General features: G+C 43.6%; 19 protein-coding genes and 1 pseudogene. 12 read left to right on the top strand and 8 right to left on the bottom strand.

Annotation, left to right across the window (positions count from 1 at the left end):
* Window positions 1-283: 283 nt before the first annotated feature.
* On the bottom strand, window positions 284-511 hold the full coding sequence (locus F6K63_RS03530; RefSeq protein WP_287310813.1) for a hypothetical protein: 228 nt from the start codon (window positions 509-511) through the stop codon (window positions 284-286).
* A 370-nt stretch (window positions 512-881) separates the two neighbouring features.
* On the opposite strand from F6K63_RS03530, the gene F6K63_RS03525 reads away from it, so the two are divergent.
* Window positions 882-1,805 (top strand): ABC transporter ATP-binding protein, encoded by a 924-nt coding sequence (locus F6K63_RS03525; protein ID WP_287310811.1) that lies wholly within the window; start codon window positions 882-884, stop codon window positions 1,803-1,805.
* Between the two features lie 126 nt (window positions 1,806-1,931).
* Here F6K63_RS03525 and F6K63_RS03520 read toward each other — a convergent pair whose 3' ends face one another.
* Window positions 1,932-2,198, bottom strand: a complete 267-nt coding sequence (locus tag F6K63_RS03520) for a hypothetical protein (RefSeq protein ID WP_008180172.1) — start codon at window positions 2,196-2,198, stop codon at window positions 1,932-1,934.
* Window positions 2,199-3,410: 1,212 nt separating this feature from the next.
* On the opposite strand from F6K63_RS03520, the pseudogene F6K63_RS03515 reads away from it, so the two are divergent.
* From F6K63_RS03515 to F6K63_RS03500, 4 genes and pseudogenes are all read left to right on the top strand, one after another.
* Window positions 3,411-4,003 (top strand): annotated as a pseudogene (locus F6K63_RS03515) (Uma2 family endonuclease).
* 526 nt (window positions 4,004-4,529) lie between these two features.
* Window positions 4,530-5,690, top strand: coding sequence for an esterase-like activity of phytase family protein (locus F6K63_RS03510; RefSeq protein ID WP_008180175.1), 1,161 nt, complete (start codon window positions 4,530-4,532; stop codon window positions 5,688-5,690).
* Between the two features lie 494 nt (window positions 5,691-6,184).
* A complete protein-coding gene (locus tag F6K63_RS03505; RefSeq protein ID WP_008180176.1) occupies window positions 6,185-6,799 on the top strand; it encodes a chromophore lyase CpcT/CpeT in 615 nt (204 codons plus the stop codon).
* 263 nt (window positions 6,800-7,062) lie between these two features.
* The gene (locus F6K63_RS03500) at window positions 7,063-8,196 is read left to right on the top strand and encodes a glycosyltransferase family 4 protein (protein WP_008180177.1); all 1,134 of its coding nucleotides are present in this window, start codon (window positions 7,063-7,065) and stop codon (window positions 8,194-8,196) included.
* Window positions 8,197-8,250: 54 nt separating this feature from the next.
* Here F6K63_RS03500 and F6K63_RS03495 read toward each other — a convergent pair whose 3' ends face one another.
* Window positions 8,251-8,760, bottom strand: a complete 510-nt coding sequence (locus tag F6K63_RS03495) for an RNA-guided endonuclease InsQ/TnpB family protein (RefSeq protein WP_008180178.1) — start codon at window positions 8,758-8,760, stop codon at window positions 8,251-8,253.
* A gap of 395 nt (window positions 8,761-9,155) precedes the next feature.
* Between F6K63_RS03495 and F6K63_RS03490 the strand changes: the two genes are divergently transcribed.
* On the top strand, window positions 9,156-11,720 hold the full coding sequence (locus tag F6K63_RS03490) for an adenylate/guanylate cyclase domain-containing protein (protein WP_287310809.1): 2,565 nt from the start codon (window positions 9,156-9,158) through the stop codon (window positions 11,718-11,720).
* A gap of 20 nt (window positions 11,721-11,740) precedes the next feature.
* On the opposite strand, the gene F6K63_RS03485 is transcribed toward F6K63_RS03490, so the two are convergent.
* Window positions 11,741-11,962, bottom strand: coding sequence for a DUF7219 family protein (locus tag F6K63_RS03485; protein WP_008180180.1), 222 nt, complete (start codon window positions 11,960-11,962; stop codon window positions 11,741-11,743).
* Between the two features lie 969 nt (window positions 11,963-12,931).
* Between F6K63_RS03485 and purC the strand changes: the two genes are divergently transcribed.
* From purC to lpxA, 5 genes are all read left to right on the top strand, one after another.
* Window positions 12,932-13,660 (top strand): phosphoribosylaminoimidazolesuccinocarboxamide synthase, encoded by a 729-nt coding sequence (purC, locus tag F6K63_RS03480; protein ID WP_287310807.1) that lies wholly within the window; start codon window positions 12,932-12,934, stop codon window positions 13,658-13,660.
* Window positions 13,661-13,985: 325 nt separating this feature from the next.
* Window positions 13,986-16,610 carry a BamA/TamA family outer membrane protein gene (locus F6K63_RS03475; RefSeq protein WP_287310806.1) on the top strand — a complete coding sequence of 875 codons (2,625 nt, stop codon included), beginning with the start codon at window positions 13,986-13,988 and terminating at the stop codon, window positions 16,608-16,610.
* A gap of 142 nt (window positions 16,611-16,752) precedes the next feature.
* On the top strand, window positions 16,753-17,751 hold the full coding sequence (locus tag F6K63_RS03470) for a UDP-3-O-acyl-N-acetylglucosamine deacetylase (protein WP_287310804.1): 999 nt from the start codon (window positions 16,753-16,755) through the stop codon (window positions 17,749-17,751).
* An 18-nt stretch (window positions 17,752-17,769) separates the two neighbouring features.
* Window positions 17,770-18,282, top strand: a complete 513-nt coding sequence (gene fabZ, locus F6K63_RS03465; protein ID WP_287310802.1) for a 3-hydroxyacyl-ACP dehydratase FabZ — start codon at window positions 17,770-17,772, stop codon at window positions 18,280-18,282.
* Between the two features lie 356 nt (window positions 18,283-18,638).
* Window positions 18,639-19,433: an acyl-ACP--UDP-N-acetylglucosamine O-acyltransferase gene (gene lpxA / locus F6K63_RS03460; RefSeq protein WP_287310801.1), complete on the top strand. Its 795-nt coding sequence runs from the start codon at window positions 18,639-18,641 to the stop codon at window positions 19,431-19,433.
* Window positions 19,434-19,534: 101 nt separating this feature from the next.
* On the opposite strand, the gene F6K63_RS03455 is transcribed toward lpxA, so the two are convergent.
* The gene (locus F6K63_RS03455; protein ID WP_287310799.1) at window positions 19,535-20,605 is read right to left on the bottom strand and encodes a calcium-binding protein; all 1,071 of its coding nucleotides are present in this window, start codon (window positions 20,603-20,605) and stop codon (window positions 19,535-19,537) included.
* Between the two features lie 211 nt (window positions 20,606-20,816).
* Window positions 20,817-20,990, bottom strand: coding sequence for a hypothetical protein (locus F6K63_RS03450; RefSeq protein WP_287310797.1), 174 nt, complete (start codon window positions 20,988-20,990; stop codon window positions 20,817-20,819).
* A gap of 184 nt (window positions 20,991-21,174) precedes the next feature.
* Between F6K63_RS03450 and lpxB the strand changes: the two genes are divergently transcribed.
* A complete protein-coding gene (lpxB, locus tag F6K63_RS03445; protein ID WP_287310795.1) occupies window positions 21,175-22,407 on the top strand; it encodes a lipid-A-disaccharide synthase in 1,233 nt (410 codons plus the stop codon).
* Window positions 22,408-22,647: 240 nt separating this feature from the next.
* On the opposite strand, the gene F6K63_RS03440 is transcribed toward lpxB, so the two are convergent.
* Entirely contained in the window at window positions 22,648-23,463 is an 816-nt protein-coding gene (locus F6K63_RS03440; protein WP_071106782.1) for a prohibitin family protein, read from the bottom strand.
* Between the two features lie 18 nt (window positions 23,464-23,481).
* Entirely contained in the window at window positions 23,482-25,269 is a 1,788-nt protein-coding gene (locus F6K63_RS03435) for an SUMF1/EgtB/PvdO family nonheme iron enzyme (protein WP_083373967.1), read from the bottom strand.
* Window positions 25,270-25,796: the final 527 nt, after the last annotated feature.

Below are 25,796 nucleotides of genomic sequence, written 5' to 3'. Positions count from 1 at the left end.
AATAAACTTAAGTATAGTCGGGTCAGTTATCTATTACCTAGTAGGTAAGCATATGCGCTACGCGCACGCGTGCGCGTTCAGCCGTCAGCCGTCAGCCGTGAGCTTTTAGCTCACGAGCTTAAAATAAACCTAAAACGAGAGAATTTAATAGTTCGAGATTAATGAGAATTGAAAGTCTGGGGAAAAGTCTATCAGCTAATGCTTCACAGGCTAGAAGCCTGTGAAGCATTAGCTGATAGCTGACCGCTGATAGCTGAATGCTTACCCTAGTACTCCTATAAAATCATCCGATTATCTTGACACTCCCCGCTAATCGCGAGACGGGGATTCCTAGATCAACGAGCATCCTATAACCGTCGTGTTCCATCTTTGACGCCGCCAAAAACAGGACAGTACTCAAACCAAGAATCCGCTGTGCCAAATTCCTAGTCGATTCACGACAGACCCAGAGGGCAGTTCTCCTTTGGCGTATCGGCAAAGCCGACGCTACGCGAACGGGTACTTTAACCATTGCCCCAGGTTCCGGTGTGCCCCACCGTACCTTGTTGTTAAAAAGTGATTTTTCCTGGGTTCACACGCCAATTGCTAGTTGACGATTGGGTTTTTAAAGAGGATTCTCCCTGCCCTTACGGCATTACTACTTTGTGGTCAATCAGTTGCGGGTCTCTCTCCCGTCTGAGCCAACGGTTTTTCAGCCTGTACCTAATATTAGACTATATCATCTTTTCCAATGATTCCGGAAACCTACGCTTATTTTTCTAGGCGACTTTAGTCGCTGTGAGTCTTCATCCCCGGTTTAAAAACACGGGGCTTTCGACTTGTACGTCCCCGCGTAAAAAAAGTCTGATTAAATTGCCTTAGTATTGCTGAAGGTTTAACTAGTGCTAAATATCCATAAATTAAGTAAGTCTTACGGTAATCGAAACGTTCTGCGGGATTTAACCCTAACTATTCCAGCGGGAGAAATATATGGTTTACTCGGACCCAATGGTGCAGGTAAGACAACTACTATCAATATCATCTGTAACTTACTACGAGCGGATAGTGGTGCGATCGCAATCAATAACCAACCAGTGTCCGAGGCAACGAAAAAGCTGATTGGGGTTGCCCCCCAAGAGAATTTACTGTATCAAACCCTTAGTTGTCAAGAAAACTTGTATTTCTTTGCTCGTCTGTATGGTTTAGATGCTCAGCAGTGCTCTAAACAAGTTTACGCTGCCCTTGCTGCGGTAAATTTATTAGAGCGGGCAACAAGTCCAGTGGAAACCCTCAGTGGTGGGATGCAGCGACGGATGAATATTGCTGTTGCTCTAGTTCATCAACCGAAATTACTTATCTTAGATGAGCCTACCACAGGCTTAGATATTGAAGCCCGATATGAAATTTGGGACTTGATTCGACGTCTTCAGCGCCAGGGAATTACTATTTTGCTGACGACTCATTCCCTTGATGAAGCAGAACGTCTTTGCCAGAGAATTGGCATTCTTAAACAGGGACAGATTGTAGCAGAGGGGAGTTTGGTTGAGTTACGGCAAAAGATTCCCGCTCAAGAAATTGTAGTAGTAGATACCCCTCAAGAAGAACAAGCGATCGCTCGTGCCCAAGAATTAGGGTTTACTCATCGCCGCTATGGAAATGATTTAGCCTTTTGGCTACCAGAGTCTTTAGACCTGAAGGATATTATTGCTTGTTTTGATGGGATTCCCCTCGATTCCATTGCTCGTCAGCCAGTGCGGCTGGAGTATGTCTATGTAGAGGTTACATCAAATCTGGTTGAATGCTGGTCACTTACTCAAAGAAGTTAGTGGTTAGTCGTTAGTCAGAGTGTCTTGATCTCTACTAACTACTGTAGGGGCCAACAACTGTTCGCCCCTACTAACCACCAACAACAAATAACAAACTGGAAATTCTGGGTGATTAATGATAACAATCTACAAACCATTCCCTTTGCTAGACAGCTGAGCCGCAACTTTCCTGAATACGTACACCAAGCCCTCTGATGACAAAAGACTCATCTGGGCCAGGATATAATCAGCGAAGTGGGTAGTTGCTGAAAGCACAATCAACCCCGATTCTTGGTCAAGCAAGCGCTCAATCAATTCAGCCTTTTCCTCTACAGATAATGTTTCGGCTAGACGCCAAACGCTATCAACCTTATTAGGCTTGGAGTTAATGTCAATTACGCAATTCTTATACATTGCCTTACTGCCCTTAAATAACTGATGGGATTATAGAATTGCTGAGTTGACCGCCGTAACCGTAAATCTACTTATAGAGAATAGACCACCTCTGCAATTCTAAGTAAATTCCTCAAGGTTAATCAACCTGTTAGGGTTAATCAATGTTTTGTCTTCACAGGGATATTATAACCATTTTTTTCAGGATTTGTCACCATTTCCAGATATCAAGGCAGAGCCTTAAGCTGGTCTTCATTTAAATTCCATGGTTCTGACAGCAGGGGAGCATCAATTCCCCCTAACCCCCCTTAGTAAGCCAGGGCTGTTTCATTGTCGGACTAAAATGTGATTGGTGGGGATATAGGGAGATAGGGAGATAGGGAGATAGCGGTGTGAACGCGCACCGTGGGGAATTTTTATTAATAAAAAGTGCGACCCGAAGGTGCGACCCAAGGGCGAGTAAATCGCCCTTGGCGCGCACCTATAGCGCGAATTTAATTCTTAATGGGTCAAGCGCACCTTAGGTATTTTTCACCTTAAAAATATCCTCTCCCCAGCACCCCACTTCCCTTGAAGTTACAGTAGTTGAGGGTAGCATTTATGGTCGGCAGGTTATGGGCAACAGGTTTAAGTTTTTGTAATAAGGCTACCCTCTTCAAGGTTTCATCCCTTTCACGCTTATTGACCTGACAATTTATCCCAAAGAATGAAACAGCCCTGCCCTTAGTAAGGGGGGAATGGGAGCATTGGAGAGGGTTTGAAGGTTTTTTGCTAACTGAATAATATCCAATTTAAATGCGCAACAGCTTAAATTCAAAATGCCTAAAAAAAAAATTGGTATCTTGAACGTTTAATGTTGATTTTTATTACCCTGTTACAGAGAATAAAAATTTAGTTTAACAGAGCATTACCCCCAACTGTCTTATGCTTATCCTTGGGATTTTACACGATGATTGGACTAAGCTAATATCCCTTTAAAACCGTGTCTGTATGGATGATATGAAATATCGTTTTTTTTAGCATAATAAAGTACAATTTTTTTTTACATTTTCCCTCTTATAACTTTACTGCTCCGAAGCTCCGTTGGCGTTTGCGCAGGGTCGGGCAAAGCCCGAAAGCGTGGCCCACGGCCTTAGCTCCATGCTTCCTAAAACCAAAAAAAATGTACCTTACTAGCTTAAAAAGCGCTATACTATAATTGAGAAAACTATTGCTACTATCTAAACTGATAAGATGAACCCTAATACCGTCAGTTTACCGGCTAGGCTCGAATTAATTATTGACTTAACTGACAAGCAATTTTTTCAGCTTTGTCAAACTAACCGTGACTTGAGATTCGAGCGTACAGCTAAAGGATAATTAATTATTATGCCACCTACGGGTAGCAAAACTAGCGTACGCAATGCTGATCTAACGTATCAGTTAAGAGCTTGGAGTCGCCAAAATCAGCTAGGAAAATCCTTTGACTCTTCCGGTGGTTTCAAACTTTCCTCGGGTGCAGAGCGCTCTCCAGATGCGTCTTGGGTGAAAATTGAACGGTGGAATGCTTTGACTCAAGCGGAAAAAGAAAGATTTGCTCCTTTGTGCCCCGATTTTGTGGTTGAATTAATGTCTCCCAGTTATTCCCTGGAAAAGACACAGGCCAAAATGAGGGAATATAGGGATAATGGCGCAAGACTGGGATGGTTAATTAATCGCCAACAGCAGCAAGTATAAATTTATCCTCCCGATCGAGATGTGGAAATTTTAACTAGTCCACAAACATTATCAGGAGAGGATAGGATGTTTTGCCAAGGTTTGTTTTGGATTTGGTTCCAATCTGGTGAATAGTTTGTGTCTGTTTGTAATAGACATCTCGTAAACTAGTCAACTTCTTGCCAATTGTTCGGTCATTAGGATTTTATATCAAGTCCGGTTAAATACCCATAATAAAAGTGTATCGAAGGCAGAGGGCAGAACGCATAAGGGTGCATCTCAATGCATTAAATTAGGCAAAATTATCATAAAATTATCATACTTCCCACACTTCCCACACTTCCCACACTTCCCACAATTACCTTCTTTTTGACAAATATGAGATGCACCATGATCGACTGCATCAAGAGACAGGGTAGTAATTTTTAGGGATAGATGTTAAGCTATCCAAGACTCGTTTTGTAAACTGTTTTAAAAACATGACGCGAGCATAATTTAATTTTTAAATAGCACCAATAGTTAGTAGACAGCTTGGTACTTTTTTTTAGACCTAATTTATAACAATCAACACTTCTGGTCGAACCAAGTAATAATACAAGTAAGTTAAGGTACTGGTAGACTGACCTAATGTTAAGAAAACCTAAAAAACTATCAAATATGCTATGGGTTGTGGTAATAATATTCCTGGGTAGCCTGACCACTACCTGTAGCTTTTTACCAGCCATCACAGCAGAGGAACGCACCTTCCTCAACCTTTCCGTGAACTTCTTAGGGGAGTATCAACTCCCCCAAACGGAATTCAAAAATACCGTAGTGGGAGGGTTGTCAGGATTGGCCTATGATCGGGAACGCGATCGCTTTTTAGCTGTTTCTGATGATCGTTCTCGATTAGCTCCGGCTCGATTCTACACCCTAAAACTAACCTTCAATCCCACCGATACAGGAAACATAGGGATTGAAAACGTAGAAGTGGAAGATGTCACTTTCCTCAAAGATAAAAATGGTGAGACCTTTGTAAGGGGTACCCTGGATCCAGAAGGGATTGCTTGGTCTGGAAAAGATTCTGTATTTATCTCTAGTGAAGGGGCTACTAATCAAGGCATTGCTCCATTCATTCGGCAGTTTGATATAGCAACAGGACAACAGTTGCAAAACTTAAAAATTCCCCAGCGTTATCTACCGAATGACACTGACCTAGGAACAGTCAGTAATGGTATCCAGGATAACTTAGGCTTTGAGGCATTGACCTTAGAACCGATCAGCCTAGCTGCAGCAAGTGGGCAAGAGTCATTTCGCTTATTTAGTGCCAGTGAGTACTCCCTACACCAAGACCAGCCAGAAGCAGATACCGAACAAGCAGCGGGAATTCGTTGGTTGCACTATTTGATTGGAGACGTTACTCCTCCAATGCTGGTTAGTGAACATCTTTACTTACTCGACCCAGACCCCCCTAACACCCTTTCTCACGGTTTAACTGAGTTATTAGCAGTGGATACCGCAGGACATTTTCTGAGTTTGGAGCGTACCTATGGTTTATTTGGATTCAGTGCCAAACTTTATCAAGTGGTGACCGGTGGAGCAACCGATACCACCAAAATTGCTAGTCTCAAGGGTGATGTTTCCAAGATTAAGCCACTGCAAAAAAAGTTGTTGCTGGATTTGAGTGAATTGGGGATTTACTTAGATAATTTAGAGGGAATGACCCTTGGTCCGCGCTTGAGTGATGGAACTCAGAGTTTAATTTTGGTGAGTGATAACAATTTTAGTGAGGCTCAGGTGACACAGTTTCTATTGTTTGGGATTAAAGGTTTGAAATAACCCAAAGAAACCAGAGGTATTCCCAAGCTCTTGCCAGTAAGCTATCAGCTATAGCGCTGGGGACAGCAAATACGGAATAGGGAACTTCGGATCATGGTAATGATGGGCGCTTGTCAACTAAAGCTTTTAGCAATTGGTCTGTAAGCATTCAGCCGTCAGCTGTCAGCCGTCAGCTAAAAGCTCACGCTACTTGAGGTGCTTAAGATAAACCTTGAACGGGAGAATTTAATAGTTCGAGATTTTGTAAGCATATGCGCTACAGATGGTGCTACTTGAGGTGCCGTCAGCTTATTTTATTCAAAAGCACTTCAAGTAGCACCATCTGTAGCCGATAAGCTGAAAGCTGATAGCTGATAGCTGAATACTTACATTGGTCTTGATGCAGAATCCAAACATAAGCGACTGCATCAAGACGATGTATTGTAAAGATACTAACTGCATCAAAAACTACTTCATCCGAAGTTCGCGCTATTCTAAGTTCAACACTTCTGGTAATGACTCATTCTACGGATATCGCTACTTTAGCTCGCTGGATGGCAGCTGATTTTAGTAACCAAGAGCAGGCGTTTGAGAATCCACCATTGTATGCTCACATCCGCGTCTGCATGCGTCCTCTACCTTGGTCAGTGCTAGATGGATGTAGCTTGTTCCTTGAGCAAGCCTATGACTATATGCTCAACACCCCCTACCGAGTGCGGGTGCTAAAGATTGTTGAGCTAGACGGGCAAATCAAAATCGAAAATTACAAGGTTCAGGATGAAAAACTATTATACGGAGCTTCCCGTGATTTAGAACGTCTAAAATCCCTGAGTGCCCAACAGCTAGAGAAGCTTCCTGGTTGCACGTTCAATGTTGCCTGGACTGGTCATAGCTTCAAAGCGGAAGTAGAACCAGGTAAAGCTTGCTTGGTGGTGCGCAATAGTAAAGAAACCTATCTCGATAGCAGCTTTGAAGTAATGGAAGAAAAATTGATTAGTCTTGACAGGGGACGTGACCCCCAAACCGATGAACTCATTTGGGGTTCGATTGCTGGAGCATTTCACTTTGCACCCAGGACTAGCTTCGCTTCAGAAGTGCTGATCCCAACTCCAGAATTTACTGAACTATAGAAGAATTAACTCTTACCTTGGGGGTTTGAGGTCAAAAAAGGTTTCATACAAACCACAATTATAACCAAACTGATCAGGTTAGAGTCAAGGGCGTCCTGGAATCCCTAAACGCCATGGCCAATGGTCTAATACCTAGAAACTAATTCATGTTCAACAAGTGCCCCAAACCTGATACATTTAGCGAGTAGGGTCAAGCAAATTGGATTAAGGGACTATCAAAGACAAATAATTAATGACTAATGACTAATGACTAATCACTAATTATGCGAATTGCTTTTTTTACTGAAACATTTCTACCCAAAGTTGATGGCATCGTGACCCGGTTGCGCCACACGGTGGAACATTTGCAGCGTAACGGTGACCAGGTGCTAGTTATATGCCCAGAAGGGGGACTAAAAACATACAAAGGAGCCAAAATTTACGGTGTTTCTGGCTTTCCCCTACCCCTGTATCCCGAATTAAAGCTAGCCCTGCCACGACCCTCCATTGGTGGGGTATTAGAAAAGTTTCAGCCAGATTTGATCCATGTTGTCAACCCAGCAGTATTAGGGTTGGGAGGGCTGTATTATGCCAAGGTGATGAATATTCCCTTGGTCGCCTCCTACCACACCCATTTACCTCAGTACCTCCAGCACTACGGATTGGGTATGCTCGAAGGAGTTATGTGGGAGTTAATTAAGGTTAGTCACAATCAAGCTGAGCTGAATTTGTGTACCTCTAATGCTATGGTACAGGAATTAAGAGACCATGGTGTTGAGCGAGTAGACTTGTGGCAGCGAGGTGTGGATACGGAAACGTTCCAACCAGAGTTAGCTTCATCCCAAATGCGATCGCATCTTTCCCAAGGAAATCCAGACAGCCCCATACTCCTTTATGTAGGCCGTCTTTCTGCTGAAAAAGAAATTGAGCGGATCAAGCTAGTGCTAGAAGCAATTCCCAACGCTTGCCTAGCATTAGTAGGAGATGGACCGCACCGTAAGGAACTAGAAGCACACTTTGCTGGAACCCCAACTCATTTCGTGGGTTACCTGACCGGTACAACCCTCGGATCGGCCTTTGCCTCTGCTGATGCATTTATCTTTCCCTCTCGGACAGAAACCTTAGGACTAGTCTTACTAGAAGCGATGGCAGCAGGTTGTCCTGTGGTAGCAGCCAACTCTGGAGGGATTCCCGATATTGTCACGGATGGGATGAATGGGTATTTATACGATCCAGCAGATGAGCAAGGAGCGATCGCAGCAACCCAGCGTCTCTTAGCACAACAGCAGGAACGGGAAACTCTGCGCCGCAATGCTAGAGCAGAAGCTGAACGCTGGAGTTGGTCAGCTGCTACACGCCAATTGCAACATTACTACCAGACTATCGTGTTTTCCGAATCCATGTCTTCCGCTGCTTGACATACTCCCCCGTTAAATCGGAGATGATAACGGGGGATTCTCACAATATGTGATTCAAGGTTCAATCAGACAACTTCTTGAATTAGGTTTCCCTTCATCAACAGCGGTCGAACTCACGCCTGCGCGTTTCCGTATTAACGGCAGTTTCCTATGCCCTAGGGTACTGTTGTACTCAACACCTAAAACCTCTAATCCCCGCTTCAAAATGTTGAGAGCTGCGTTGGGATCACGACAGATTTCTAGATGACAACGAGGACATTTATGAGTCCGGGTGCTGAGGGATGTTTTCACCCGATAACCACAGTTAGAACAATCGGCAGATGTGAAGTGGAGGTTGACCGATATCACAGTTTTATCCCAGATTTTTCCAAAGTATTCTAACCATTGGGTGAATTGATACCAACCTGGATCAGAAATCGACTTAGCCAAATGATGATTCTTGACCATGTTTTGTATCTTGAGATCTTCATAGACAACCACATCCTCCTCCCGACATTGAGGTAAGCATCCCACAGGTCTGACACCAGTAGCGGTTTTAGGTGTTAGGTGTGAAGTTTTAATCACCTAAGGCTTAATTAAGCCTGCCTAATTCAAGGGTTTATGCCTAGTCATAGGGAGCATGTCAAGGAAGGGTTTCAGGGTCTCAGGGGGCGTAATGGGGTTGAGCTTACTGACTTTATTACAAAATCTTATCGAAAACTTAACTATTGTAATTGTACAATCCTTAACAGTTTTAGGGAAACCTATAGTCTAGAAAGTACCCCCTAGGGTACTGATTTTGACTGTAGAGATATGCCAAACTTGTAATCAGGATAGGTATATCCTCAGATCTACTTATAGCCAGGGTGTCAATTCATGTTCTTGAAGTCAAAGACGATAGAAGACTTATCAACGCAGCAATTCTTATCTGCCCAGTTGACTTGCCCTCACGCGCCTCCAAAGGCAGGAGCAGACGAAGTATGACAAGACCGAATACCAGTAGTGTTACTGCTACATTATCTCAGTTAACTCAACCCTCACAAACCAGCCATCTAATTGACCGCATCAAAACCCTATCCATTCCTCAATTTAGCTGCTGGTTAGATTTCTTTGCTGCTGATTTTCAACAGTTTCTGGGAGCGATCGCACTGATCAATAATGATGCTCTGGAAACTCGGCTAGAGCAGGTTATAGAGGCTTTAACCCTAAAAGTTGGTCAAGTCCTACAGGCAGACCAAGCCACTATTTTCATGGTTGACACCGACACAGGTCAACTATGGGCAAACATCCCCCAACCTCACACGGACAAAACCATAGAACGCCGGATTCCCCACAATCAGGGTGTTGTGGGTCATGTTGCTGCCACTGGCAAGTCTTTCAATACGTCAGTTGCTTACCATCATCCCCTATTTAACCCAGAATTTGACGAAATCCCTGGCTATCGTACCCAAAGCCTCCTGTGTATGCCAATTTTTAATCGCAATAACCAGGTGATTGCTGTAATAAATTTTTTGAATAAAACTGGCGGTGTGCCCTTCGATAGTACCAACGAAAAGCAATTTGAGAACTTTGCCGACGACCTTGGCATCATCCTCGAAGCCTGCCAATCATTTCAACAGGCAGCTCGTAACCAAAGGGGAGTGATTGCTCTGCTCAAGGCAACTGAGTCTCTGGGGAAGAGCCTGAAGCTCGAACAAACCCTAAGTTTAGTGATGGAGCAGGCTCGGGATCTAATGCAAGCGGACCGCTCTACGCTATTTTTGCTATGCCAAGAACGCAACGAACTTTGGAGTAAGGTAGCTACAGCGGATGGACAAAACACCATAGAAATCCGAATACCAGCCAACCGAGGTATTGCTGGTTATGTAGCATCCACTGGTGAGCCGCTCAATATTCCAGATGCCTATAAAGACGACCGTTTTGACCCGACCACTGACAAACAAACCGGTTATCGCACCGAAAGTATTCTTTGTATGCCGGTATTTAACTCCAAAAATAAATTAATCGGTGTGACCCAGTTAATCAACAAGCACCAAGGCTACTTTACCAGCTCTGATCAAGAGTTTATGCGGGCGTTTAATATTCAGGCAGGCATAGCTCTGGAAAATGCCCAGCTGTTTGAAAGGGTCCTGATTGAAAAGCAATATCAGCAAGATATCCTGCAAAGTCTAACCGACGCAGTGATTTCCACTGACATGCAGGGACGAATTGTGATGATCAATGATGCAGCCATCAAGTTCCTAGGTGGTCCTAATCGTAGAAAAGGCAGTCCCGATTGGAAATTCTGGCAGTCTAAGCTCACTGGTCGATACATCTGGGATGTAGTACCGATTGAAAATCTCCAGTGGCGTTGGCAAGATAGCTTGGCTACAGGGACTCGGCATTATATGCCAGAACAAACTCTGAAGATTGGTCTGTATAAAGCTCCTCAAGGGGATTTAGGATCACCATCGATGGTGCTGGCAATGCCAAAGTGGGATGACCCGAATGTTTATGTACCCTGGAATGAAACACCCCACACGGAATCTTCATCTACTTATTATTTGTCAAAATACCAAGTTCAGGAAATTGAACGCAGTCTCAACCTAAGCGTCAATCCTTTGCTCAACCCAGAGGGAAGTGTGCGAGGTGGGTTAGTGGTTCTAGAAGATATGACTCGTGAGAAGCGTATGAAGACAGCCATGTATCGCTACATGACTCCACGGGTTGCTGATCAAGTCTTAGCCCTAGGGGAAGATACCTTAATGCAGGGCAAGAAGCAAGAAGTAACAATTCTATTTTCCGATATCCGGGGCTACACAAACCTAACAGAACATCTCGGAGCAACAGAGGTGGTATCGTTGCTCAACAAGTATTTTGAAACCATGGTAGAGGCTGTATTCAATCATGATGGCACCTTGGACAAGTTTATTGGAGATGCCTTGATGGCGGTGTTTGGAGCACCTTTACCCCTGCCAAATCATGCTTGGAAGGCTGTCAAATCAGCTCTAGATATGCGCTCACGCTTAGCAAAATTTAATTCCAATCGCAGTCGTAACAACCAACCTGAAATCCGGATTGGAATGGGAATTAGTTCTGGAGAAGTGGTTTCCGGCAATATCGGCTCCCAAAAACGGATGGACTATACGGTTATTGGAGATGGGGTGAATCTAAGTGCTCGTCTCGAAAGCGTTACCAAAGAGTATGGCTGCGACATTATCTTGAGTGAGTCTACCTATAATTTGTGCCGCGATCGCATTGTGGTGCGGGAGTTAGATCAAATCCGGGTCAAAGGTAAAAACCAAGCGGTTAGGATTTATGAATTAATTGGCAAAACCGACGTATCCCTTAGCGATAAAAGAAAACGGTTCTTGGATTTGTATCAAGCAGGGCGTAATGCTTACATCAAACGAGACTTTCACCAGGCACTCAAGTATTTTACTGATGCACTAGATATACAACCAAATGACCGGCCTGTCAAGACCCATATTCACCGAGCTAAAAACTATTGTGATCATCCTCCTGATGATTCCTGGGATGGAGTTTACACGATGACCACGAAGTAAAGAATGACGTATTTCATCCTTTATATACCCAGGCTCTTTTTGCTTTGTTTCAACTCTTTCCAGAGTTTTTTAATCTGCTGGTAAGCCTCTTTTGGAGGCAGCTTACCAGCAGTTTCCAGATTACAGATGTAGCTGACTTTTTGAGCAAATTCCTGTAAATTAGCGTTAAAAACCACGTTTTCTGGCTTGAACTGACCGTGATAGGGACTGTGAGGGTGTAAAAAATCAGATGGATCTACCATAGCTATTGCCTGCACCAGACGTTTTTAACCTAACCTTAACTTAACTGATTAAAGGATAACTCACGCTCCACCAAATTTCGGATTTTGTCTGATTGTGATTGCTGTAATAGACATCAGGTTTTACGGTACTGCCCAAAACACAAGGGCATTGTCTTGATGCAAAGGGCGAGTGGTTTTGTGTCTGTTTGCGAAACACCACGATTCTCCTTTGGAGACACTAGGTGAATGCACCGCTGTTTTACCCGTGGGAACCCCCACAGGTCGGCGTTAGGTACCCTGTTCCCTTGCTGCATCGCTTTCTGCTTTGCTGAAAAACTTTAGCTAGATCCGCTATAAACCCCACATCTTTTGTTGATTGGTTTAGTGTGGGAGGGGGCTTATAAAGTGCGCCCGTAGGTGGCGCACACAGCCCCTTATGAATCGCGGATATAGCTAAATCTATCTTTGACACTCCTCCTGAATCACGCAGCGAGGATTATTGCTTCTCGGGGAGTCCAACGACTTTACCCTCCACAAGCATACACCGTCTGCCCGGCGGCGTTTGGAAAGGTGCGCGAAAGTGCACCGGGAGAAATTTATTCAATTGTCGTGCTACGGCTTCAACATTTATAAAAAATGCGCGTATTTTTGCTACTTTGCTTCCGGAGCTCAAGCTATCCGAAGCGACCTACTACGCTTTTTATATATGCGTAAAACCGCTAGGTTTAATTATAAATCAAAGCCGTACCTTGAAGGACGGGGCTTTAAACCCAAAATTTTTGGTCAAGATCTATAGCAATCCTAAATCAGTTGTCAAACATGCAAAATCTGAAATCATTGCTGGGCTTGCTTTAAGCGCGATTCGGCGTTCGCTTTGGCCTACGGCCAAAGCGAACGCGATCGCGTCGGCTGTGGCCACTATATTTTACGAATCATTTAGGGCTGGTATATCTGTCAATATATTGTCAGTCAACCATCATCTTACTGATTATGTCCCCTGATCAAAAACTCTACGAAGGTAAAGCGAAAATCCTATATACTACCGATGACCCAGAGATTCTACTGACTCACTTTAAAGATGATGCCACTGCCTTTAATGCCCAAAAGCGAGGTCAGATTTCTGGGAAGGGTGAGATAAATTGTGCGATCGCATCTCATTTGTTCAAAGTCTTAGAAGAGAATGGCATAGCTACACACTTCATTGACCGTCCTACTCCCAACCAAATGTTGGTCAAACAGGTAAAAATTGTGCCCTTGGAGGTGGTAGTCAGGAACATTGCTGCTGGTAGTCTATGTCAACAAACTGGAATACCAGAGGGTCGGGTACTCCCGAAGCCCCTAGTGGAATTTTATTTAAAGAATGACGACTTAGGAGATCCCTTGTTAACACGCGATCGCTTACTACTGCTGGAACTAGCAACGCCTGAGCAGTTGAACCAACTGATTGAGCAAGCGTTGCGAATTAACCAAATTCTGACTGACTTCTTCTATCAGTGTGGCATTACTCTAGTAGACTTCAAGTTGGAGTTTGGTCTAACCCCGTCTGAAGAACTACTATTAGCCGATGAAATCAGTCCTGATACCTGTCGCCTTTGGAACCAAGCCGAAACTGATCCGGAGCGTCGAGTCATGGACAAAGACCGATTTCGGAAGGACTTGGGCAATGTAGAACAAGCCTATCAGCAAGTGCTACAAAAAGTTCTTGAGAGCAAACTCTAATCAGCCTCTGACTAGACCTGACCGGGTAAAAACAAGTGACGGGATTGATGCCATCGTTAACCCGTAACCCAAAAAAAATCAGCACATTGGTAAAAATAACCACAGACGAACGAAAATAGACAACAGGCATGGGCATTGTTTGCTTAGGTCAAGTGTTCAGTCATGGTACTGTGGCTGACAACTAATAACTAATATAATAGTTGCTCCTATGGCACTGGAGTTGTTAGCCCTCCGTCAACCAGTAATCAATGGCTTACTGAGAGTTTACCAATGACCAATGACCCAATAGGAATGGTGTGTGGAAGTGTCAAAAACAAACAACACAATGCGTTTATCTCCCTTGTTAGCAGCAATGATCGCTGCTACTGCCAGTATTGGTGTATCCAAACCAACCCGTGGGCAAACCATTCAGTCCCTACCAGATGCACCTCAACAGAATTCCAGTGACGTAAAAACAGCATTACAAGCGGTTCCTGAAACAATTGCTGTGCAGGCAAAACCAACGACTGCCTCGGTGCTTGACTCTTCTGGGAACCAGGTGGCAGTACCGACCAAGACTGTTCTTGATGCAGTCGCTCATGGGGGAAACCCCCAAGACCGCGCTGCATCGCTTGTGCAGTCTGTGCCTACCACTCTCTCAGGGTCGAATTCTTCACCAACCCAGGTGGCAGTACCAACTAAACCAACTAAACTAGTCGTTCCGGTAGATTCTTCAGCAGCAGAGTTACCCTCCTTTACTCCAAAGCCACCCCTATCACCGGATAGCATGGAAGGGAGTGCTCAACTAACACCTCCGAATGGGATAGATCAACCGTCCCAACTTCCGGAACCCAATCAACTCGAGCCCCCTTCAACTCAACCTCCTTTATCAATCCATAGCATCGAAGGGATGGCTCAATTAACACCTCCGAATCGGATTGATCAACTGTCCCAACTTCCGGAAGCCACTCAACTAGAGCCCCCTTCAACTCAACCTCCTTTATCAATCCATAGCATCGAAGGGAGTGCTCAACTAACACCTCCGAATGGAATAGATCAACTGTCCCAACTTCCGGAACCCACTCAACTAGAGCCCCCTTCAACTGAGCCTCCTTCTGACTCCTCAGAGGTACGAGTACTGGTAGCAGAAGTCTTGATTACTGGCGCACCTCCCCAACTGGAAGAGGAAATTTATCGGGTGATTAAAACCCGACCAGGACGAGCAACCACCCGCTCTCAGCTTCAGGAAGATGTGAATGCTATCTTTGCCACAGGTTTCTTTTCCAGTGTGGATGTGCAGCCAGAAGATACTCCCTTGGGAGTTAGGATTAGCTTTATTGTCAGAGCTAACCCAGTATTGCGTCAGGTGGCAGTCAAAACAGAACCCCCGGGGGAAGGGCAACGGATCGTAAACCAGGAAAAAATTAATGAAATCTTCGGTGAGCAATATGGCTCAATCCTGAATCTGCGAGACCTCCAAGAGGGAATCAAACAATTAAACGATTGGTATAAGAAAGAAGGTTATGACCTAGCTCAAGTCATTGATGCTGAGCAAGTCTCACCGGATGGTACAGTCACCTTGGTCGTGGCAGAAGGGGTGATTGAAGCCGTTAAGGTGCGTTTTCTCGATGAAGATGGTAACCCGATTGTGGATGAAAATGGCAACCCAATTCCACCAATGACTGACCAGGAGGAACCGGTTGGGGGTAATACTCGCCCCTTTATTATTACCCGGGAGGTGGAGTTAAAATCCGGTACTGTATTTAACCGGAAGAAAGCCCAAAGGGACTTACAGCGAGTTTTTGGTTTAGGGATTTTCGATGATGTACGGTTTTCCTTTGAACCCGGTACTGACCCACGCCAGGTGGTGATAGTAGTAGACGTGATTGAGAAGAGTAGTGGCTCAATTGCGGCTGGTGCAGGTCTGAGTTCTGCCAGTGGTTTTTTTGGTACCGTGAGCTATCAACAGCAAAATCTAGGGGGTAATAATCAGACCTTAGGGGGAGAATTTCAGCTGGGAACCCGAGAGCTATTGTTCGATTTGAGCTTTACAGACCCTTGGATTGCAGGAGACCCCTTCCGCACCTCTTACACCGTAAATGCATTCCGACGGCGCTCGATTTCCTTGGTCTTTAATGGGGGCAGCGGTGAGAATAATATTAAAGTTCCTAATGATGATGATGATGGAGACCGCCCCCGGATTGTGCGCACTGGTGGTGGAGTGACTTTTCGCCGTCCTTTATCGCAAGATGTATTTAAACGGTCAGAATGGACAGCATCCCTAGGCTTGAAATATCAACATGTTGCCATTGAAGATAGTGATGGGGATGTCAGACCTGAATCTACAGATGGAGAACTTTTAAGCTTTAGTGACAGTGGTGAAGATGACCTAACTACTGTCCAGTTAGGGGCAGTGCGGGATTTACGCAATAGTACCACCCAACCTACTAAAGGTTCCCTACTGCGGTTGGGCATGGAACAATCTATTCCTATTGGTAGTGGCAGCATCTTAATGAATCGGTTAAGAGGTAGCTATAGTTTCTATATCCCTGTAGAATTCACCAACTTTACCGAAGGACCTCAGGCTCTTGCCTTTAACATTCAAGGGGGCACTATCTTGGGGGATTTACCTCCCTATGAAGCTTTTATTATTGGTGGTAGTAACTCCGTGCGGGGGTTTGCTGAGGGAGACCTAGCATCAGGACGTAGCTACCTTCAGGCTACTGCAGAATATCGCTTCCCCATTTTCTCAGTCATAGGGGGCGCTCTATTTGTTGACGCTGGCACTGACCTTGGTTCTGCTGGTGCTGTTCCTGGTGAACCTGGTGAGCAGAGAGATTTACCCGGTACTGGTCTCGGTTACGGTCTTGGGGTTAGAGTGCAGTCACCACTTGGTCCGATTCGGGTAGACTTTGGTTTAAATACCGAAGGGGACAGTCGTCTTCACTTTGGTATTGGAGAGAAGTTTTAATTGTTAATTGTGAATTGTTAGTTGTTAGTTGTGAAGTGTTAGTGGTTAATTGTGAATTGTTAATTGGGATTTGTGATTGGTTAATTTCAATTTTCAATTTTCAATTTTACTGCCTTTATTGATAGAAACTTTCCCAAAAAACATGTCTTCAGTATATTACACCTTGGCTGGTATGTTTGAACGCTCTGGTGTCGGACTGCACAGCGGTATTTCAACCAACGTAAGGGTACTACCAGCAGCTGCGGGAGTTGGGCGATATTTTGTGCGGGTTGACCTACCAGGTAAACCGGTTATTCCAGCAAACATAGATGCAGTTTCAGCTACCACATTGTCTACGGAACTCGCTACATCAACCCAGTATGGAAACGCTACCGTTCGTACGGTGGAACACCTTTTAGCTGCACTGGCTGGTAGTGGTGTGGATAATGCTCAGATTGAGATTGATGGTCCAGAAGTGCCTCTTTTAGATGGTTCGGCGAAGGTGTGGCTGGAAGCTATCCAGGAGGTGGGAGTAGTAGCAGCAGGGGTTCGAGGAATCGAGGGAAAAGCATATGAGAGTTTTACCCCCGGACAAGTTCGAGGTACCCTAACACCCCCTCACCCCCTAACTCCCTCAGTAACAACACCTATCCCTTTTGTATTAAACGAGCCAGTCTCGGTTTATCACGGAGATGCCTTTGTAACGGCTCTACCAGCACCCACAACTCGATTTACCTATGGCATTGACTTTGCGTTACCAGCGATTGGTAAACAATGGTATAGTTGGACTCCAGAAAAGGACAATTTTGCTGATGCGATCGCACCAGCTCGTACCTTTGGCTTGGCTGATCAAATTGACCAGTTGCGCGATCGCGGTTTAATTAAAGGTGGTAGCTTGGAGAATGCTCTGGTTTGTGGTCAACACGGATGGGTTAATCCTCCCTTACGATTTTCAAATGAGCCAGTACGTCATAAACTTTTAGACTTAGTAGGGGATTTGAGTTTATTAGGACGTTTTCCTGTTGCTCATATCCTGGCCTATAAAGCTAGCCACCATCTCCATGTCCAACTTGCCAAAAAGCTGGCTGAACCCATGGGTTGCAAGTTAAACACACAGAAGGTTGAACCTTTAAAAATTAATAAATTAACCTGCAATCTGTAATTCTATTAAAGTACGCTTATGTCCACACTGACTGACCTTAACACGCCAAATAACTCTACCGGAAGTACCCAGGATGTAAATGATGACTCATCAACTAAAACAGTTCTAACTGTTGAAGAGATTCATAAACTACTCCCCCATCGGTATCCTTTCGCATTAGTTGATCGGATTATTGACTATGTTCCAGGTAAACGAGCTGTAGGTATCAAAAATGTTACCTTCAATGAACCTTTTTTTCAAGGACATTTTCCTGGACGACCCTTGATGCCTGGGGTGATGATAGTGGAAGCTATGGCTCAGGTTGGGGGGATTGTATTAACCCAAATGCCCGATAGTCCTGATGGATTATTCGTATTTGCAGGGATTGACAAAGTTCGTTTTCGGCGTCCCGTAGTGCCAGGAGATCAACTGGTGATGACTACGGAACTGTTATCCATCAAGCGCCGTCGTTTTGGTAAGATACACTCAGTTGCTACTGTTGATGGTAAGAAAGCAGCAGAAGGCGAACTTATGTTCTCTATAGTGGATTAAAACATTATTAGTAAGAGCGAAGGAACGTTATTTGGTTGTTCGCCTTTGGCCTTCGGTTTAGGGTAGGTTATTTGGTTGAACGCGCACCCGTGCGCGTAGCCCATAAGTTATTTATTTGTTTATTTAGTTGTTCGCCTTTGGCCTTCGATTTAGGGTAGCTTATTTCGTTGAAATACTTGACTTTCGAGGTTAAAAGTTAATTTTATAAATTAGGACTAAAACCCCTAACAGTCAAGCCTAACCTTTCAACTTTTAACCAGCAACCTGCAACCAGCAACCTGCAACCTTTAACCTGCAACCAGCAACCTTTAACTTGCCAGTATTGTTAGTCATTGCTCACTTTGGTTTTTGGAAAATTGGCAACACTTATTCATCCTACTGCTGTTATCCATCCTGGTGCTGAACTACACCCGACAGTTCAGATTGGTGCCTACGCAGTGATCGAAGATAATGTGAAAGTTGGCCCAGAAACAACCATTGGTGCCCATGTGGTTCTTTCTGGACCGATGGAGATCGGAGCCAGGAATAAAATATTTCCAGGAGCAGTACTGGGTTCGGAACCCCAAGACCTTAAGTATGATGGTGCTCCTAGCTGGGTGAGAATTGGTGATAATAATCTAATTCGAGAGTACGTCACCATTAACCGAGCCACCGGGGTGGGAGAAGCAACCGTAATTGGCAATGACAATATGCTAATGGCTTATAGTCATCTTGCTCACAATTGCGTGATTGAAGATTCTGTAATTATCGCTAATGGCACTGCTATAGCAGGTCATGTTTATATTGAGTCCCAGGTCAGAATTAGTGGGGTCTTGGGGATTCATCAATTTGTCCACATTGGACGTCTAGCTATGGTGGGTGGGATGAGTCGCATTGACCGGGATGTTCCACCCTATATGCTAGTTGAGGGGAATCCATCCCGAGTGCGATCGCTTAACTTAATCGGTCTTAAACGGGCTGGACTGACAAGCGGTGAAATTAGACAGCTAAAAAATGTATTCCGGAAGCTCTATCTTTCAGGAGAACCATTCACTCAAGCCCTCCAAAATCTGGAATTACCACCAGATAATCCACATGTTAAGCACCTGCATCAGTTTTTGCAGTTGTCTGTAATGGAAGGTCGTCGGGGTTTGATTCCTCCTCGTCGCTGAAAAAGGTAAAGGTTATCAAGGTTTATTTCAAATGATTTTTACCTTTAACCTTTACCCTTTCCTAGCCTATTTTAAAGATTATCAATTAATAAAACAGAAGATTAAAGCACAAAATCTGCCTCTGTAATATCACCAAAATCTACACCACTCAAGACAGCTAATGGTTGATTATTGATGGTGGTAATTATGGTATCGTCATTTTGTTCAAAAATTGAAATCTGACCAAAGGTCAGACCATCTAACTGCAACAGATCTTCACCATCGGTAAAGTCAGTGATGGTAACTTTGCCTACTGTTGACAAGACAAAGGTATCTTGGCCACTGCCACCAGTTAAAATATTATCTCCTGAGCCACCGATCAGGGTGTCATTACCGAAACTACCTAATAGTTGATCTTGACCCTGGCCACCATTAAGCAGATCATCGCCTTCTTGACCATAAAGCAAATCGTCACCCTTGCCACCTTCCAGGATATCGTCATGAGCCCCGCCAATGAGGGTATCCTGAGCATTGCCACCTTTGAGAGTGTCATGACCGTCCCCTCCAAACAGTAGATCGTCACCGTCACCACCGTCGAGATAGTCTTCTCCAGCAAGTCCTATCAGAAGATCTTTACTATTAAGGCCTTTGATAATATCGTCACCTCCGCCACCTTCGAGAATGTCATTGTTGGAAGTACCGATTAAGGTAACACCAGCTTCCTCGAAGCTAAGGTTATCAATAGCGAAGCGGGTAGCAGCGGCATCATCGAAATCGATTACAACCCGGTCTATTGGTGTATTACTATCAGAAAAGGAGAACAGACCCTCGGTAAAGATTGGCATTGAACTAGTATCAACTTCGATCTCATCTACCAATGTGGAGCCATCAAACAGTTCCACTGTAAAACCAGGTGTGAGAGTACCAAAGGTACTCAGTGCCACCCCAAACTCAAGCTGGGAAATGGGTGCATCAAAGTCAAGGCTTAGGATTCCTGCGGCATCACCTTCCAAAGTAGGATCCTGTACAAAGACAATTGAGCCTGGACCGACGTCAGCATAATTGGCATCCGTTGAATCTACCCCATCTACTTTGAAATCAAATGTGACCCCCATGAAACTCAGGTCATCAACGGGTTGAAAGGGCAGTTCATCGAAAGTCAAAACTGTTGTGTTAGTGGAATTAGTAGACATCTTTATTTCTCCTAAAAAATACTTTTTAATTGCACCCTATAGTAGGAAGCTTGTGATTTTAGCTAGCGCTAATTCAGTAAAATTACCTATTTTTTCCTTCATTTGTTTTTATTTTGCTTTCACAAATATGAAAAGTGGATGAATTAAATGACTAGTTTTCATGAAGTTTATATTAACTGCTTAAAATTCCAGAGAATTATAAAATTTTTTTTTAAAAGAAAATACTTAAGTATAAAAAAATTACATAATTAGTGATTAAGCTTTTATAGATTTGAATGTCTGTTTCCGTAGCGTTACCAACGCTCAATCGATGCATTTGTGCAAAAGCCGGTCTACCATATCCCCATATCCCTCGGTGCGCTTGACCCGTAATTAAATTCGCCACGGGTCGCACCGCTCCCCATCTCCCCAAAGCGCTCCTATTCATAATTTATTCACAATTTATTCACAATTTAAATGTGTGACAGTTTACCCTAGCCGGGCACTGATACTATGTTGCAGTGGTCAGGTAATTTAGATCTGGTTACTGTCTACTTCTTATTTCCCTAATCTCTATCGACCGATCAACCATGACTCTGAAAAGCATCTTTATCAGTACTGGCGAGGTATCTGGTGATTTACAAGGGGCTCTACTGATTGAAGCATTGAAACGTCAGGGAACAGCAGCTGGCTTAGAGTTAGAGATTGTTGCTCTAGGCGGTGATCAAATGGCTCAAGCTGGTGCGAAGCTGTTGGATAATACCACTAGTATTGGTTCTGTAGGAATTCTGGAATCTTTACCCTTTGTGCTGCCTACCCTGAAAGTCCAAGGTCGTGCCAAACAGTATCTCCGGCAGCAGACCCCTGACCTAGTGGTGCTGATTGACTACATGGGACCAAATTTGAGTATTGGTAGTTTTCTCAAGCGTGAACTACCACAAGTACCGGTAGTTTATTATATTGCTCCCCAAGAGTGGGTTTGGTCTATCTCTAAGCGCAACACCAGGATGATTGTGGAGATCAGTGATCGAATGTTGGCAATTTTCCCAGAAGAAGCCCGTTACTTTGTGGAAAAGGGAGCTTCAGTTACTTGGGTCGGTCATCCCCTAGTAGATCGGATGGAATCTAGCCCAAGCCGAGAGGAGGCTCGTGCTACCTTAGGCATAGCTCCAGAACAAAGTGCGATCGCACTTTTACCTGCCTCTAGACAACAAGAAATTAAGTATCTCATGCCTGTAGTCTTTGAAGCAGCCAAGCAGCTACAGTCACAATTGTTAGATACTGAGCAAACACGCCAGGTTAGCCAGTCAAAGGGTAAATGGTTAAAGGAAAGTCAAGCTGATTCACCACTATTTTGGATTCCCCTATCCTTAGAAGCCTATCGCCATCCCATTGAAGAAGCAGTAAAGCGCTATGGTTTACAAGCTAAGGTGGTAGCTGGTCAAACTAAGGAAATCTTGGCTGCTGCTGATTTAGCGATTACCAAGTCGGGTACAGTGAATTTGGAACTAGCACTACTAGATGTGCCCCAGGTGGTTTTCTACCGAGTTAATCCCTTTACCTACTGGCTTGCTCGCACTTTTTTGAAGTTTTCGATTCCCTTCATGTCTCCCCCTAACTTAGTAGTAATGCGTTCCATTGTGCCGGAGTTGTTACAAGAGCAAGCGACACCAGAGAATATTGTTCGGGAATCCTTGGAACTCCTTTTTAATCAAGAACGGCGTCAGCAAACCCTGAAAGATTATCAAGAAATGCGCCAGTTATTGGGTGAAGTGGGCGTATGCGATCGCGCTGCTAAGGAAATTTTCCAGCTAATCAGCTAAAAGGCATTTAAAATCAGTTTTAGCTTAGCGTGGTCAAAGACTAATGGTTGGCTTGATAACTGATAGCTGAATGCTTACTTTTTTTGTTATACCGAACTGGCTATGTAAAACTTTTACTAAACTTTTAAGAAATAGGTAGTATAATCATGATTCGGCGGTAATTAAAATTTGTAATATAAAAATTTTTTATAAATCACCCACCGAATCAGACTTAGTGGACATTTCAGTTAAATCTTTTCATTAGTAGTCCTCTAAAGGATTATTATTGCTTTGCTCTGTGTTTACCAAGAAAGGAAGTCTAGGAATATCATCACCTATAACAAGAACATTTGGCACTTTAGATCCTCCTTCTTTCCAAGCTTCTAGTATCTCAATTTGTAGAAAAAGTTTACCTCCTGGAGATAGTAATGCATCACCCACCTTTTTGATAGCAGTAACTTTTCCTTCGGCGCGTTCTTTTTCTGCAAGAGCTTGACCTTTGGCACGTTCTTGCTCTGCAAGAGCTTCTGCTTTAGCAACTTTAACCATATTCTCTGCTTCTCTCGCTTGTTGCTCAGCCATTTGTGCTCTAATGACTGCATCTTGATAATCCTTACCAAATTCTAGTCTGAGTATCGAAATATCAAGAAGTTTGATTCCGAACTTGTCCAGGGAATCATTAAGTTCACGTTCAAAGTCCTGCTTTAATTCAGCCCTCTGAGTAACCATTTCTTGAGCATTCATGCTAGTAGCAGCTTGCCGGAAGGCTCCTTTTGTCTGTGGGGAAACAAGTTCTTCCTCAACATGTTTTAAATCTCCATGTTCTCGTAGAACCGTAACCACTTTGTTTTCTTTAACACGATAAGTAATAACAAATTTGGCATCTACCGGCTGTAAATCCCTAGTTTCTGCTGGAACCTCAACTTCATACTTTTGTACTCTAATGTCAAATTTTTGAACCCTATCAAGCCATGGAGCTACAAAATGTAACCCCTCCTGTAACACCTTTTCTTGTGCTTTTCCAAGCCTTACAAGAATTCCTACTTCACCTGGTTCGATAATTTCAAGACCTAACATAAGATATAATCTCCTTGATTAAAAAACAACTCTAAAACCAACAACGAAGCCAGTTCGTCTCTTCGGATCTAAGAAATAACGACTTGCTGCGCGACAATCGTTGGGTCCTTCATTATACGCGCCCCCACGAATTACTCGACGATAGCTCTGGCCACCCACATCCCAATTACTTCCATCTTCAGGAGCTCCCTCATAATTCTCATGCCAGGGATCTGCGCACCATTCAAAAACATTTCCATGCATATCAGACAAACCGAAAGCATTAGATACTCCAAAAGAATTTATAGGAGTTGTCCGTTTACGATCAATCTCTTTTGAATCAAAGCCATCAACCTTCGCGCCATTATAATTTGCGAATGAAGTACTTATCCTATCACCGAAGTGATATCGAGTAGAAGTTCCTGCTCGACATGCATACTCCCATTCAGCTTCACTTGGTAGCCGATATTGACGTCCAACCTGTCTTGATAATCTTGCACAAAACTCAAGAGCTTCATACCAAGAAACTCCCTCCATAGGCAGCTCTTCCCCCTTAAACTTCGAGCGAACTTTATTCAGAGGAATTTCAACTTGAGGAAGAGCTGAAACTCTATACCATTGAGCTTGTGTAATCGGGAATTTACTCATATAAAAAGAAGACAATTCTACTGAATGCTGTGGCCATTCATTTTTCTTACTCCCCTCTTCCAGCTCTGAGGAACCCATCGGAAACACACCACCTGGAATGGCAACCATTTCTAAGTTTGTGTGCTCCGTTATTTCTTCACAAAACCGTTTAGCTTCAATAGAGCGCCTACCACTTTCTTGGCCTTGAGCATTTAACTGCACAAGTTGAAATTCAAATGGAGTAAGCTGGCTATCATCCAAAGGTTTATTTTCAGCTTCATTTTCACTTTCATTTTCAATAATTAGTGGTTCAGATTCACTTGGCTTTCTGGGGTGACTTTTTCCTAAAATACAGGGAATTAAAGCCTCTGATGCTCCTGACATCTTAATTACCTGACACCCTAATCTGTGGGCGAAAGCATAGGACTTACCAGCTCCTAATGCATCGTAGAAACCTACAGCAAATTCAATGGCTGCTTGATCATTAATTGCTTTACTCATTCCAACCACATGGTTGATATGTTTTGCGATCGCCTCCCCCTGTACCTTTGAGTAACAAGCATTGAGAACAATACATTCTACTTCGTCAGCAAACAGCTCGAATAATCCTGCTAAAGCTTCTGCATCGACTAACTTTACAAGACCATTTTCATCTTCAAACACTAGACCCTCTTCCTCTGCCCCATGTCCTGAGAAATGAACAATGTTTGGTTCGTAGTCCAGTATGTATCTGTGTATGTCTCTATACCGTACTGCTCCCGCTGTCTCTATTGAATACTTGTCACGCGCTCTTCCCCGTTTTAGTCCTTCCTTTATCTCGCGCATTTCTTCGTCTAAACGAAGTTTACTTGTGTCTCTAGGATTGGCTGACAAAATCAATATTTTTCGAGTCAAAGGGTCAGGTTTATAATTTGGAGTAATTGGCGTTTGCTTCGTGTTTATTTCATTTTTAATTGCTTGTAGTTCTTTATTGCCAGGATTCTCCTCAGACGCTGATAATATCAGTATTTTTAGCTTACCATTTGCCTTTGCCCATTTAATTAGCTTAAAAACAACTTGCTCATAGTTTTCTCCACCTGCAATAACATTCAGATTTTCCTCTAGAGTAAAATCAATCATCATCTCCAACGCGGCTTTGGTTGGATAAGCACTAATAATGGCTTGGATTAATTTCTTGCGTTGACGTCCATTTATATTCACTACTTACTCGTCTTCTCTTATAAATTTATCACAAATTAATCACTGGAGGTTTGACTTTACCTTTAGAAAAGTTTGCAGCTCTGCAACTTTCTATTCAAACTTAACCATGCTCTGAGAAAGTAGAACTTCAAACTAACAGCCAAGGTAATGATCCCAGAAGGAAATGATCTAAAGCTGAACTATGACTTCAGCCTTGGTCATGGAATTATGGGAACCATAAGCTTGGAGCTTCTGATTAAGTTTTGTCAGAATCCTGACACTGAATTGAGGTGAAGCCATTCTGAAAACAGAAACAGGGTAAACGCATCTTATGTTGAAATGCCTACTGGACTGAAATTGATATGATAAGTATTTTGGCTTATGAATTTTGAAATTTTTTCTGAAGAAGGCTTCTAGAATTTAGATGCATATTGCCTTGTGAAGAATTGCTTGACTTTTGAAGGATAATTTCCATACTCCACACTCTAGAATCCTGGAGATTCTTTGAAGGGTGATTAACTCTATAGGCTTTTATTTAGAATTACTCA

The organism is Moorena sp. SIO1G6 (assembly GCF_010672795.1).
GTDB lineage: Bacteria > Cyanobacteriota > Cyanobacteriia > Cyanobacteriales > Coleofasciculaceae > Moorena > Moorena producens.
This window is presented reverse-complemented; position numbering and strand designations above follow the sequence as displayed.